12 protein-coding genes are annotated in these 14,011 nt (G+C 43.0%); 3 read left to right on the plus strand and 9 right to left on the minus strand.

Annotated elements, in window-relative coordinates:
- Window positions 1–197: 197 nt before the first annotated feature.
- From ED652_RS14005 to ED652_RS14020, 4 genes are all read right to left on the minus strand, one after another.
- A complete protein-coding gene (locus tag ED652_RS14005) occupies window positions 198–443 on the minus strand; it encodes a hypothetical protein (RefSeq protein WP_029223283.1) in 246 nt (81 codons plus the stop codon).
- Between the two features lie 300 nt (window positions 444–743).
- Window positions 744–1,247 carry an acyl-CoA thioesterase gene (locus tag ED652_RS14010; RefSeq protein ID WP_017104899.1) on the minus strand — a complete coding sequence of 168 codons (504 nt, stop codon included), beginning with the start codon at window positions 1,245–1,247 and terminating at the stop codon, window positions 744–746.
- Window positions 1,248–1,674: 427 nt separating this feature from the next.
- Complete coding sequence (locus ED652_RS14015; RefSeq protein WP_122055216.1) at window positions 1,675–3,297, minus strand: peptide ABC transporter substrate-binding protein; 1,623 nt, start codon at window positions 3,295–3,297, stop codon at window positions 1,675–1,677.
- Between the two features lie 211 nt (window positions 3,298–3,508).
- Window positions 3,509–4,402: a DMT family transporter gene (locus ED652_RS14020; RefSeq protein ID WP_099165810.1), complete on the minus strand. Its 894-nt coding sequence runs from the start codon at window positions 4,400–4,402 to the stop codon at window positions 3,509–3,511.
- A 98-nt stretch (window positions 4,403–4,500) separates the two neighbouring features.
- On the opposite strand from ED652_RS14020, the gene ED652_RS14025 reads away from it, so the two are divergent.
- Both ED652_RS14025 and ED652_RS14030 read left to right on the plus strand, forming a co-directional pair.
- On the plus strand, window positions 4,501–5,289 hold the full coding sequence (locus ED652_RS14025; protein WP_017104902.1) for a helix-turn-helix domain-containing protein: 789 nt from the start codon (window positions 4,501–4,503) through the stop codon (window positions 5,287–5,289).
- A gap of 252 nt (window positions 5,290–5,541) precedes the next feature.
- Window positions 5,542–6,336 (plus strand): endonuclease I family protein, encoded by a 795-nt coding sequence (locus tag ED652_RS14030; protein WP_102280484.1) that lies wholly within the window; start codon window positions 5,542–5,544, stop codon window positions 6,334–6,336.
- A 147-nt stretch (window positions 6,337–6,483) separates the two neighbouring features.
- Here the strand turns inward: ED652_RS14030 and ED652_RS14035 are convergent, their stop codons facing one another.
- From ED652_RS14035 to ED652_RS14055, 5 genes are all read right to left on the minus strand, one after another.
- Window positions 6,484–7,182: a hypothetical protein gene (locus ED652_RS14035; protein ID WP_122055217.1), complete on the minus strand. Its 699-nt coding sequence runs from the start codon at window positions 7,180–7,182 to the stop codon at window positions 6,484–6,486.
- A 77-nt stretch (window positions 7,183–7,259) separates the two neighbouring features.
- Entirely contained in the window at window positions 7,260–8,225 is a 966-nt protein-coding gene (locus ED652_RS14040) for a type I restriction enzyme HsdR N-terminal domain-containing protein (RefSeq protein ID WP_102294936.1), read from the minus strand.
- 216 nt (window positions 8,226–8,441) lie between these two features.
- Window positions 8,442–9,575, minus strand: a complete 1,134-nt coding sequence (locus ED652_RS14045; protein ID WP_122055218.1) for a lipocalin-like domain-containing protein — start codon at window positions 9,573–9,575, stop codon at window positions 8,442–8,444.
- Window positions 9,575–12,103: an ABC transporter permease gene (locus ED652_RS14050; RefSeq protein WP_122055219.1), complete on the minus strand. Its 2,529-nt coding sequence runs from the start codon at window positions 12,101–12,103 to the stop codon at window positions 9,575–9,577. The genes ED652_RS14045 and ED652_RS14050 overlap by 1 nt, the downstream gene beginning before the upstream one ends.
- Window positions 12,090–12,812, minus strand: coding sequence for an ABC transporter ATP-binding protein (locus ED652_RS14055; protein WP_122055220.1), 723 nt, complete (start codon window positions 12,810–12,812; stop codon window positions 12,090–12,092). Before ED652_RS14055 ends, ED652_RS14050 begins: the two co-directional genes overlap by 14 nt.
- Before the next feature lie 709 nt (window positions 12,813–13,521).
- Between ED652_RS14055 and ED652_RS14060 the strand changes: the two genes are divergently transcribed.
- Window positions 13,522–13,956 (plus strand): N-acetyltransferase, encoded by a 435-nt coding sequence (locus ED652_RS14060; RefSeq protein ID WP_254051696.1) that lies wholly within the window; start codon window positions 13,522–13,524, stop codon window positions 13,954–13,956.
- Window positions 13,957–14,011: the final 55 nt, after the last annotated feature.

Below are 14,011 nucleotides of genomic sequence, written 5' to 3' on the forward strand. Positions count from 1 at the left end.
GATTGCAGGAAACTATATCCCTGACCTATGGAATGGGTTGGAGAAGTATTGAATGACTAACGGTTGATGTTAGCCGCTGATTCAAGCTAGATGCAGATAGCTGTGATTAGTTAGGAAAATGATTCGCTAGGACCAATGATCAGTTAGGAACTATGATCAGTTAGGACCTATGAACGACTAGCGATGAACTATAAAAGCTAGAATTCTTTGCTTGAGGGAGCACAGCCCAAGTGTTGCAACAACACATAAATGCTTTCTTGATCGAGCGCGACACGGCGAAAGAGATCCGCAAACGTGTTGTCTCCGCCAAAACAAGTCTGGATATAGTGGTTAATTTCATTGCTATCGTAACCTTCTACGTACAATGTTCTGACCCATTGATACTCAACTGCCTTGAGGTTGTTCAGTGTAGATTCGCTAAGTGTGGTGCGTGTGACGCTCAAGAGTAGCTCCGGGAAATTCAAATACATCCATTATGATTGGCGGTATTTAACCAGAGCTAAATGACGACTTTATTACAGTTCGAGCAAATCGCTCAACAACAGCGAGTTCATTTCAACCCTTGGCTGAGAATCACGCTATATAAGCCTTGTTGACATAAGTAGTATTGAGATAAGCAGTATTAGTTAAGACGCGGCTTTGTCTGTGTGAGTTTGTATAGGGGATCTGAGTCAGATAAAAAAATGCCAAGCATGGGCTTGGCATCGTAATTAGGTTTTGTAGGTTACGGTTAGTGATTGACCTTATTTAAGGTACTTTACGTGCGCTTCCATCTCTTCACCTATCTGCTTTCGCATGTTCATTAGGCGAATAGCCGAATCTCTTAATTCAATGTCTTCTGGCGTTTCTGGCACCCATTCTGGCACCTTAGTCGGGTTACCATTCTCATCAACAGCGACCATAATAACGATACAGTGAGTCGTTAGGCGGTTGTTGAGTTCTTTAGGGTCACTAGCTTGAACGTCGATAGCGATGTGCATGGAAGATGAACCGGTATAGATGACCTTCGCGCTTACTTCAACAAGGTTGCCTACATGGATTGGCGCAACGAATCGAATACCACCTGCGTAAGCGGTAATACAATATTTACCACTCCATCCAGCAGAACAAGCATAAGCCGCTAAATCGACCCATTTCATTACTGCACCACCATGAACTTTACCACCAAAGTTCACATCCCCGGGTTCAGCTAAAAAACGCAGAGTAACGTCTCGTTTACCATCTTGTCGGCTATTGTTACTGCTCATCTATCTTCCTTCATTATTATTGTGCTGCATAACATGCTTGTTACTTGCTAATAACAATATACTTAAGATGACATAAATTAAAGTGGATAATCTCACGATCGAGACTATTTTTTCAAACGAGTGACAAACGGGTGAATATTGATGTTTAAAGGCGGTTGAGGCAAGTGGCAAACACGGATGAAGCAATATTGAACACGTGGTTAGAAATTATTGATCAAGCAATTAGAAAGTTTGATCAGCGAGCTAGAAAGGTTGATAGTAAAAAAAAACACCTAGCGCAGTGCTAGGTGTTTTCAAGCCGTTAGGTACTCATGTCGGTACCTTTTTATGTTTGCCAACTAACCGCTGTTAATCTGGTTTAGTTAAAATGATTCTAGTGTTTTTACCACTAAAGTGGTAGTAAAATCTTTTGTTATTTAGCTCATTTTTACTCTTGAACAAAGTATAGATCCTTTGCGTAGATATTTCCTTTCGGATTATTGTTCGGGAAGCCTTTAAGTGTATTTCGCACTAATCGAGTATGATTGTAGTGGTATAAAGGCATAACTGCTGCAGATTCGTTCAGAAGCGATTCAGCATGCTGATATAGAGCAAAACGTTTAGATTGATCTTCCGTTTTACTCGCTTGCTGCAAGAGCTCATCATAATCAGAGTTACAGTAGCCACTCTCATTGGCCGTGTGCCGACAAGTGAAGGCTTCTAACAGCGCTGAAGGCTCTGGATAGTCCCCAAAGGCCCAAGAACGAGCAAGCTGATAATCTCCCGCTCCTTTAGCGGCGACATACGCTTTCCACTCCATGTTCTCTAGCTCTACCTTTACGCCAAGTGGTTTCCACATTGATGCAATTGCGATGGCGATCTTTTTGTGGTTTTCACTGGTGTTGTACGTGAGTGTAAATTTAAGAGGATTCTCTTGGTTGTATCCAGCCTCTTCTAATAGCTGTTTGGCCTTGGCTTGACGTTTTGAGCTATCTAGCGCTTCGAATAAAGACTTAGGAGCCGTGTAATTCGGGATGTTATTAGGCGTCACGCTGTAGGCTTCAGGCTCCCCTTGTCCCGTCACTTTATCGACTAAAATCTCTCGGTTTACTGCCATGCTTAATGCTTGTCGAACTCTTACATCATCAAACGGAACTTGACGCGTATTGAACGAATAAACATATGACCCTAACAAAGCCTGTGCCTTAATCTGTTCAGGGCTTTCTTTGACAAGCTTTTGGTAATACTCAAGTTGAACGCGATTCGTCATGTCAATCTCACCGGATTGATAACGAATCAGTTCAGCATTTTGAGATGATAAACCAAGGTAAGTGACCTTATTGATGACGGTTGAAGCGTTATCCCAGTAATTCGGGTTTCTGGTCACTTCTACGTATTCGTTAGGTACCCATTTACTCAGAGTATAAGCGCCGTTGGTTGCCATGTTCCCTGCGCGAGTCCACTGGTCGCCTTTCTCTTCAACCAACTTAGCGGGCAGAGGGAAGAAGGTTTTGATGCTCATTAAACTCATGAAGTAGGGCGTAGGCTTTGAAAGCGCAATTTCAACCGTGTGTTCATCCAATGCTTTAATGCCCAGTTCCGACGGGTCTTTATCTCCTCGAAGAATCTCACTGGCGTTAACGATATTCGCCGTCGAGAAAACAAACCCTGTATTGTTACCCGTTTTAGGTGACACGGCACGCTGCCAGCCAAAGACAAAGTCTGATGCTGTCACTGGATTGCCATTTGACCATTGAAGACCCTCTTTCAACATAAACGTGATGGTTTTGCCGTCTTTGCTGAACGACCATTCTTTAGCTTGTCCTGGGATAATCTGCCCATCGCTGTTCTCGATCACAAAGCCTTCAAACATATCATTGACGATAATGTCACCGGGCATACCAGAATTAACAAAGTTTGGGTCGAGAGTGTTGGGTTCTGCGCCATTGCCACGCACAAAATGTTGTTCTTTAGCTAATGGTGTATCAGTAGGAACTGTGGCAGCAAAGCTTGAGGCTGAGGATAGAGCAAGCAGTGACGATATGATCACTGGGATCCTTGGTTGAGTCATTGTAATTCCTTTTACAACTTAAACAGTACTCAATGCATTAAACATGAGTCAGCTCAAGGTTGCAACAACAGTAAGTGCGCATTAAAGGAATTTGAAAACGGTGTGAACAGAACAATTGAACAAAACAGGAAAACAACAATGCCTGCTGAGGGAGCAGGCATTGTAAGGAGAGGTTGATTCGCGAATTTTCGTTCGTTTAATCTAAGAAAAGCTAGCTTTGCTGAGGTAGAGCAGCCTCAAGCCTTGGCTTTCTTTTGATTTGAGCAAGAATGACACCTGAAATAACCATCACACCACCAATGATATGGAACTGATTAATCTCTTCGCCTAGCCAAGTGGAGGCTAATACGATCGCGATAACGGGCATCAAGTTCATAAACATCGCACTTGAATCTGCACCAATGGTGTCAATCGCTTTCACCCACATCCAAGGCGCCAAAATAGAAGCAGCAACCGCGGCATAAGCGATCAAAGGAACAGCTTGCTGTGATGGCAGTAGTTGCTCGCTTGTTAACCAAAGAGGAGTCAACATCGCGACAGCAAATAACCCTTGAATATAAATCACGACCCAACTACTAATTGGCATTTTCCAGCGTTTGAGTAACACGCAGTAAGAAGCGTAAACACAGGCCGCGATTAACATATAACCATCGCCTTGGGTAAGGTTTTGATGGATGAAGAACAGAGGATCGCCTTTACCGAGCATTAACGCCAACCCAGCCAGAGACAATACACCGCCCACAATACTCAGGCTAGAAATAGACTTGTTCAACAAAGGCACACTAAGAAACACACTGATGAGTGGAACCAAAGACGTAATCAATGCCATGTTAGAAGCGGAAGTGGTTAGGCCTGCGTAGTAACCCAAAGATTGGTTTAACACCATGCCCAAAAAACCAAGGAAAGCTAATTTGGACAAGTTCGGCTTAATGATTGGCCACTGTTTAATCACAGACCGAATGCAGAAAGGCGTCAAAATTAACATCGCAATAAACCAACGGTAAAAACTCATCGCACTTGGTTCTATCGTGCTCGCTGCTAGCTTGTTGACGATCGCATTTGCACCCCAGATACAGACTGTGAAAAATGGTAATAGATAATACATGTGAATTCCGTCGCAAATGACTTGATGCGGCTAGTTTGACAGGTCGTTATACTTACAGATATCTTTAAAAAGACATCAGACGCGATAGGAAGACAAGTTTGAAAAAACACTCAAGAAACCTTCACCCGTCCTTATCAATCGATAAGGCACCATCCAACGTATTTATGAATTTCGAAGCTTTCTTATCGAACACCGAAACTCGTATTCACAGCCACCCTTGGGGACAGGTTCAGTTGATCAGCGGTGGGATTCTTGAAATGGAAGCAGAAGGCATACGCTTTCTCGCGCCGCCACATCTCGCTATTTGGGTGCCAGCTGGGGTCATGCACTGCAGTTACAACCGTAAGCCATTGGATTACTGTTCACTGAACATTGCTCATGAGTTAACTCAGCATCTGCCTGAGAAAACCAGCCTCATTAAGATCACCCCAATCGTGTCTTCGATTATTGATGACTTTCGCCAACGCGATATTAACGTTGCACAAAGCGAACAAGATCAAAGGCTTGTTCGGGTGTTACTCGATCAACTTGCAGAGCGCCAAGTCGAGCATCACTTCTTACCTTCAACTGATAACAAGTATCTTGCCCCCATTCTTGCAGCGATAGAAGAGAACCCAACCGACGATATCTCGCTAAAAGATTGGGCAGAGAAAGTACACGCAACTGAGCGTACTTTGTCGCGTCATTGCCAAAGTGAATTAGGTATGAGCTTCACGGAATGGCGACTACGAGTTCGCTACTTGTACTCTATGGACCTATTAAGAAACGGGCAGTCGGTTAAAGAAGTGGCACTCACATTAGGTTACAACCAAGCCAGCCCCTTCATTAGTATGTTCAAGAAATATTCAGGCCAAACACCAGAGCAATATAAGAATCGTTTGTTGTAATTAGTATAGGGAGAGGCATAGGTTTGGAAACGGGTGTCTGTCACGGCAAAACGTTAAGTCTTGCCAAACTAAAGTACCTAGAATCCATTGCGAGTTATTACCTATTAAGAACTGGATATTGATCCCTTCAATAATAAGGCGTCAGACCTCCCTTTTTATAAATAAAACAATTGCATATAAATTGTGTTTTGTAGAGTCTTAGGACACTCATCAATGATGAGTGATTAAAACAATAATAAGGATACTAAAACAATGAAAATGCGTTTAAATCTAAGCCTTTTCCTAATTTCTACCGCTCTTAGTCCAGTTGCGCTTGCAGATATTACATACCCTGACGGCTACTACCTTGAAGCTGAAGGACTCAACGGAAATGCGTTAAAAGACATGCTCGGTGTCATTGCTGCTCGTGGGCAAAAGCAATTATCGTATACCCAGGTATGGTCGGCATTAAAAGATACCAACGAAGACCCGAATAACTCGAATAACGTGATTCTGTATTACAGCGGCCGTTCACAATCTAAAGATTTTACGTCGTCGGGAAATAACGACAAAAATGCATGGAACCGTGAGCACCTTTGGCCTAAATCTTTTGGTTTTAAGCGTAAAGATCAGTGGGGCTATACAGACATTCATCACCTGCAACCCACCGACGCAGAGATTAACTCTATCCGCTCAAACAAAGACTTTGACTTTGGTGGTTCGCCATTGAGAAAGTCGCCGTTGAACAAAACCGATTATGACAGCTTTGAACCTAGAGATGCTGTAAAGGGTGATACTGCTCGTTCGATTTTCTACATGGCCGTACGTTATGAAGGTAACAACGCAAACATGCCTGATTTGTATCTGGTTGATGATGTTTCGAGTACGTCAGGCAAGCCTAAGGTTGGAAAGCTATGCACATTACTTCAATGGCATAACGCCGATCCAGTAGACAATTGGGAGCGTAACCGCCATGAAAAAGCCGTGCAGTGGCAAGGTAACCGTAACCCATTCGTTGATAACCCAAGCTGGGTAAATGATATTTATGGCAGCCGATGTAACGGTTGATTGGTCGCTTTGTCGTCTGAACAACGCTAAGCAGTAGGTATGCCTCTGTAATTCGTATTAAAAAGCCATCTTCGTGATGGCTTTTTTGATGCTGCGAACTCGGTGTTGGGCAGAGATAATACGATATTGAGGTTATAACGTTAGCTGCTAGCTTGAAGTTAGCTCGGCCTTCATTTGCTGTATTAAGTCATTACGAATGACTTGATTGTCATCACCTAAAGCAACTAAACATTTGGTGTATTGCTGTTGTTTATTTGGGTCTATCATACCTTCTGGTGTAGCAATAAACTTCATCATCTCGATTGAAACATCATTTAACTTTTGAAGGTTATCCGTGAGTTGGGTCAGTAATAAGTCTGTGTCCTCAGATGTCACCAACCTTAACTTATTGGTTTGGTTCTTCATTTCAATGAAAGCTAAACTCAACTCATTACACAAAAGTAACACGTCTGAAAAATACTCAGAGAACGAGATTCTAGCTAGGTTTTCTGAGTCATTTGAGGCTTCCAATGATTTAAGAAATCTTGAAATCATTGGCATAGCTTGCTCTTTTAGGATTACTTGCCCTTTACTCTGGTAACGATCTAACTCTGAACAGAAGTCTGAATATACACGACTTTTTTCTTCATACTGATATTTACGTCGTTCAAACTCTAAGTTATGTTGTTTTTTAACTTCTTCTATTTTAAGAACAAAATCTGTCTCTACTGAACGTTTTTCTTGTTCTAACTGACGAATGTCTTCTAGCAACGCCTTATTTTCACCTTTCTTCTTCGAATATGCGATGAAGTATCCAGAGAGACAACCAGCCAAGAATATAACTATTTTTAGTACGCTTAATTCCAATTATTTATCCTTTAGTAGTTAATGGCATGGTAAGTTGAGATAACCGTCACGCGGTTGGCATCACTCTCAAACGTTTGTTAAGTTTCTTTCCTGTTGAACCAGCTACTCGCCACCATACCAAGAACACTTAGTGCTATTGTAAACATCAAGCCAATAAACCATTTATTTTGGTCGTACATACGTTCCAATTCAGCTCTAGTTTGTAATAACTCAAGTGTTAATGTTTTCTCTGTACTTTCAAGATCTTTACGCAAAAGGGGTACCGCTAAAGCCTTAGTAGGATCTGAAGTTAGAACGGACTCTAAGGATTCTATTTTATTGGAAAGTACTTCAACATTAGCTTGTAACTTGCTCACTTCAATTTTCCATTTTTGCTCTTCAGGCAAATCTGACAACAAACTTAAACTACCTTTTACTTCATTTAGCTCTCGCTCTAGATTTTCAACGATTGCTTGGCTTTGATACGTTTTTGCTTTCATCGTAGATAATTCGAGAGTTAGTTCCTTATTCCCTAGTGTTTTACTACTGCTGTCAAAAAACAGTCCAAATGATGTAATGAGTAATGCTGCTATTGCAATTGAAGAGCTCATTCCTGCAACTATGTTTGACCATTTCTTAGCAACACTAGTATCTTTGCGATGTGTTTGGTCGACACCTTTTAATGTTTGCGAACTAAGTAATGACTCGAAACTAGGTAGTTTGTTTAATGGCTCCAAGTTGTTGCTTTCTACGTCCGCTGAATAGATGAATTGTTTGTCTTCATTGGAGCAAAACAAGAACAGTAAAGGTAAATCAGGTAAACTCTTCGAATATGACTTTATTTGGGCTATTGCCTTTCTAATCTGCTGGTTGTCATCAAGATTTTTCTTAACTTCAAAAATAGCTAAGATGGAGCTACTTATAGGGTCGATGATTGCTAAATCTATATAATGAACTCGACCATCAGGATTTCTAACCGCTAGCTCCTCAATAACAGCATCAGATGGATATCCATTTTCTTGGAGTTCTAACTTTAATTTTCTCGTTAACAGCTCTTCATACATTCAAACTTACCCTCAAACTCTAAATAGAAACTTATTAGTTATTAGACAGAAAATTCTGTATTTAAAGATAGAAATTTTCTACCTAGTATCTGAATAATGGCTATTCTACTCTTTAATAACAGATAGTTACCTAAAAATCTTCATGAACAATCTAAGAATACATAACTTTCTGTAAGGCATTAGTTGTGGATTGCAGCGATGTCCGTACCGGTATGCTTAATATCCCGTCAACTCCATATAGCCCGTACCAGAGTGTGTTCCTTCAATAACGATTGGCCCTTCCCAATAGGGCACCGACAGTGGCATTTTTGCTTCTGGATTGAGTGCTGAGACAGTCAGTTCTATTTTTTGAGTCGGAATCGAAACTTGCCACTCTGTTGGATAGTCACGTCCATCGATTTCAGTTTGCCTAATAGCAGTTAAGCTGATGTCTTGCTGTGAAATCGCAATGCCAGAGCCATCCTGCTTCATTAACCTTGCGTGAGCATAACTGGCTTTGCCTGATGTTGAGTTGCGAAGCTGGAATACCACCAAACTGGTTTCATTACTCAGCCTTAGCGCAAACCAATCCCAACCTTGTTGTGAGTCGAGTAAAAACTGCGAGCTCCATTCTCTGTCTATCCAACCTTTGCCAGACACTTGATGTGTTATGCCATCAATGGTTACTTCGCCTGATACATCGATGAATGGTTGGCTGTAGTAATAGGAAGCCACTTTGCCATCGCCACTTTTGGTGCTGTAGCCTTGCTCGCCCTGCTTTTGATAGTGCGAGTTACTGGTGAGCGTTAGCGAATAGCCAAACTGATCGGAATTAGCGTTCAAGTTTGCGGGGAATAGATCATCGCTTGAAGAGTTCCATTGCCAGTCATCAAGATAGACACGAAATGGGGAAGCGCTTACACCTGCCAGTTCTGCTTGGTCGCGTGACCACTTCTCATCAGCGTAGTGTTTGTCTTTAGTGGTGACAGCACTGTGCGCCATGTAAATCTGCTGGCTTTGCCACGTGGTTTTCTTAGTACCATTGCCACTGTCCTGTGGTGCAGCCGCGAAGCGGAATTGTGTCCACTGCACGCCCAACGCATTGCCTTCTTCATCAATTAAGTTTGCGGTTAAGTACCACCATTCATGACGAAAATTAAGGTGTGCTTGATGGTCGGTAGGGAAGGTGATCTCCACGCCTTTTACTACCGGCGTGAATTGCTCAGTCTCTTTTTGTGTTTCATTATCGGCTTGTGTTCCAGTGCCGAGTATCGAACCCATATTTTGAGCGGTTTGTTGTGTGGACTCCTCACACCCTAAAAGGAGCAAGATGCCAAGTGTTAGAACGGAAGCTCTCATTGGTCGAGTCATCACAACACCTCACTCTGTAAACTGGATACCACGGGTTTACTGACCAAACGCCACAGTGGAATCAAGGTCGCAATCACAGCCACTAAAATGGTGATGGCTGCGATGCTGAGTGCATCATTCCAATTCCATACATAATTTAAACTCCAACCAAAGGCGCGCAGGGTGACGATGTCCGTCAACACATAACCGACCATAGCGCCGAGTGGTAAAGCGATAACCAGAGTGAAGGCGACCAGAACAACGATTTGCCCGACCACCATCGCCATCAATTTTTTCTTACTAACACCGAGCGCATACAGCCTTGCAATGGCGGCTTTGCGTGCATCGAGCAACATGGAACAGGCGCAGAACAACCCAATCACCGCCACCATTAATGTGACGCCATTAAGCGCCCGAGTGATGGCAAAAGTTTGTGAGAATATATCTAAAGCGATCGATTTGATCTGCGCTTGATCGTAAAGCTGGCTAGGGTGCAAATTGAGTTGTTGGCGTAGCTGTTCGTACACCACTTGTGGGTCGCCAGAAACTTTGATTCCCAAGCTGGTGGGTAAGTCAGTAAATCCGCTTTCGAGCCATAAATTAGGTGCAAGTAACACTTCGCCATTCGGTGAGCCGTAATCGTGGAAAATCGCCCCGACGATGAGTGTTTTGTCTTGGATCGCATCAAGTTCAAGTTTGCTATTCAATGATAATCGGAGCTTGACCGCCGTAGGTTCGCTGATTGCCACTAACTCACCTTTGTAAAAGCGCGTCCAGAAGTCATCAACGCGGGATTGGAACACCATGGTTTGCTCAAGTGTGTCTTTGTCTTTGGTGCCGAGCAAAGTTGGTAAGCCCTGCAAGTTATCATCGACGTAGTATTGCTTATAGACGGTTTTAACATTATCAAACTGTTCTAACGCGCGCTCTACATTGGCGATTTCACCTTGGGCAGGGCTAACGTAAATATCGGCGTGTAAGCGTTGTTCTAGCCATTGCTTCAAGGTGGATTCAAAGCTGCCAACTAAGGTATTCATTCCCATGTTAGCAGTAACCGCTAGAAGCAGCGCCATCATGGCAAGGGATAGGGGAGATATTAGCTCTCTCAGTTCAGCAAAAAGATATTGTATTAGCCCCGATTGGGTGCGTTTTTCGCTCCAATTTGCTAACACGCTGAGCGTTTTGGGTAGATATAAAGGAATCGACACCACTAACACTCCAAGCCAGGCCATGGTGAAGCGATGATGCTCGCTAAGCCATAATCCTGCTAACGCGATAACTGTCAGCACCAACCCGATAGTAAACAACTGGTTTTCGTTAGAAGCCTCTGGCGCTTGGTAAAAACCGCCATGGGAAGAGAGTGGTTGTCGAATACGCTGCTTAAAGTGTTGCCAACATGCAACTAACGTAGCCGCTAACGTGAGTAATAAAGCCTGCACTAGCCATTGCCACTGCCATGTACCGGGAAGCAGTGTTGCACCATAAAGTTGCTCAAGCGTTATCGCGACGGTTGGGTGTAGCCAATGGCTGAGTTGAATGCCGAGAATGAAACCAAGTGACGCGCCTAATGTGACTAAAACAGTGAGCTCGATTAGCAGAGCAGAAAACACGATGCTTGGCGCAACTCCAGCTTGCTGAATTTGTACCAACAGCCGATTACGCTTGAGCAAGCTGTATTTTACGCCGTTGTAAGCGATGAACAAACCAACCAAAAACGCCAACAAACTCATGGCGGTAAGATTGAGATGAAAGCTATCGGTAATTGAACCGAGATCCGTACTTTGGTTGTTGGAAATCCATTGCCCTTGTGCACCTATGAGGCTTTGCCACTTACCCTGAGTATCGCTTTTAGTGTTAAAAACAGCGATATAGCTCAGTTGTCCTTGCTTGTTAAGCAGTTGCTGAGCGAATCCAATGTCCATCAACATTCGGCTACCTAGCTGCCATTCATCAGGCAGCACCACAACTTGGGTGACTACTTCATCGAGAGTTAGTGTGTCTACTTCGCCCAAGTTTTGGTGTTGCGATTGGCTCATCATCACAATGGGCTTGCCCGCTAACAGTTGAGGAAGCGGTAATGCGCTGTCGAACAGGGATATGTTTTGACTGTCTTCTGACGTTCTATCGTTTTCGTCTGGCTTGCCGCTAGAATAGCGAGATCTTGAGGTAAGAGCTGCGATCAATTCACTGCCTTGTACCGACCAACGACGACCTTGTTCGTCTCTCACTCGTCCTTCAATCACGGGCAGTGCTGCGCTTAATCCACTTTGTCTTAAGCTGAAGTAGAGCGATTCCGGCAAATAGTTTTGCCCTGCTGGTGGAATGATAAGGTTCTGCGCTTGAGCGCTAAGTTGCTCGGTCGATTCTGCATAACTGCGCTTGGCATTGAGGTTGATGGCTTGCACTGCGACAAACAAGGTGACCGCTAACACAATGCCGATCAGAATCGCTGCGGCTTGCAAGGGCGATTGGCGATAGTGCGCCGCGAATAGGTTCAGAGTCAGCTTGGTGTGTGGAAGCCAAGTTTGAGCGAACTTAACTTGCTTCATTGGATTGCTCACAAGATTGGTGCTGATTCAGTTTTAGATCTACGTTCTTTAAACAACCATCATCTAACACCAATTTTGTCTGCATAAAGCTGGCGCATTCTGGGCTGTGCGTAACCAACAGCACGGCAGTGTTACCTTGTGTAGTGATTTCACTCAGCAGCTTCATAACCTCTATACCTGCTTTGTGGTCGAGGTTGCCTGTGGGTTCGTCGGCAAGCAATAGTTTGGGTTTATGGGCTAGCGCACGCGCTATTGCGACTCGTTGTTGTTGACCGCCAGAGAGTGCAGATACATGCCTATCGAGCAATTCACTGATGCCTAACGCTTCCACTAAGTAATCGCACCAGTCGCCCCATTTTTGTTGATTTAAATGGAGCGGGAAGGCGATGTTCTGTTTTACGTTGAGTGGGGTCAATAAGTTGAACTGTTGAAAGATAACCCCCAATTTTTGATGGCGGAATCGGCTCCATTGTGGGTCTTTCCAGTTTGATGTGTTCTCGCCATCGAGCCACAACTCTCCTCCGGATAGAGGTTCAAACCCCGCAATGATGTTCAGCAAAGTACTTTTCCCGCTGCCACTCGCCCCTGTCAAAGCCACGCTTGCCCCTGTTGCCAAAGCGAAGTCGACATTTTCCAACACGCTATGAGTGTCTTTACCATCAACAAAGCTTTTGCTGGCCTGTTTAAGTGTGACAATTGGGTTTTCCATTCCCTCTCCTTATAACCAAAACTTACCATCAAAAGGTGTCGTTACTTGTGGCAATTACCGAAGCGACAAGCTCTATAAAACTGTAGACAACAATTTCAAATATTAGAGCGATTTATATCGAATTATTAATAACTTGTACTTCGAAAAGAGGGAAATAGATCAGTATGAGAAGGAATACAGATGTTAGTGGGAGCTTAGAGTCACCTCGGAGGCTTTGAATTTAGCATCAGATGGTTCATGACCGCGTTTAAGCGCAATAAATCATGGTTTAACGTGTTAAAGGTTTTCTTTATGAAAGCGGGGTGGTGTTGTTTTGCTGGCTTGTTTCTGCCCCAAAGTGAGCCAGAGAGGGATTGAACTCAGTTTCAAACCCTGTAACTTGCCTTACTTCCTCATGGCTAGAGTTCCAACAATGTAGCTAAATGTTTTAATCCACAACAAACTAACCTTTAATCACACTTACGCACGAATATGTTGTTCAACTACTTTTAAGTCATTGAATAATAGAGAATTAAAAGAAAATTTTTGATTGATAACGCGCCTTGAATCGGAAGCAATATGTGCTTGCACGGTTTTCAACTAAAAATTAGAATAAAACTGGATTATATTTATAATTTTCAGTTGGTTAGGTAAAGCTATTGAGATATGCTGAATACATCAATTCGTGCTGGCACGATATTAAAATGTTATGTGTTCCCAAGGGGTAAGTATGGATATCCAGTTTAAAAGAGCTTCTGAGCTAAAATATGCTGAGTCACTAACTCAATCCAATATGGCTAGTTATTATTTAACTCGGAATATCGTTTGGGACAGCAATCTGTTTATCAACAATTGGGCTATCTTGGATAACTTTGAAATATTCGCGGATAATTATCGAGTTGGTATTGTTCGTTTTAGCTATAACGAATCGACCACTTTTCTCCGAGATTTACAGTTAAGCCCAGAATTTCACGGGAAGGGTATCGGTGCGAAAAGTCTCGATATGATTATAACTCACGCTAGACAGCATCAATCAAAAAAGTTACTTCTTCGTGTGTTCAGCGAAAACCCAGCAATCAAGTTATATAAAGAAAAAGGGTTTACGCAAACCGTGGAAGTGAATGGATTAATAGAAATGGAATTTACTTTAAGTTCAAACACATAACAAATAAGGATTAAGGTGTTGCGAAGCCAACACTAAATCCCGAGTGTTGAACAAG

The organism is Vibrio sp. Evd11, assembly GCF_900382755.1.
Taxonomy (GTDB): domain Bacteria; phylum Pseudomonadota; class Gammaproteobacteria; order Enterobacterales; family Vibrionaceae; genus Vibrio; species Vibrio lentus.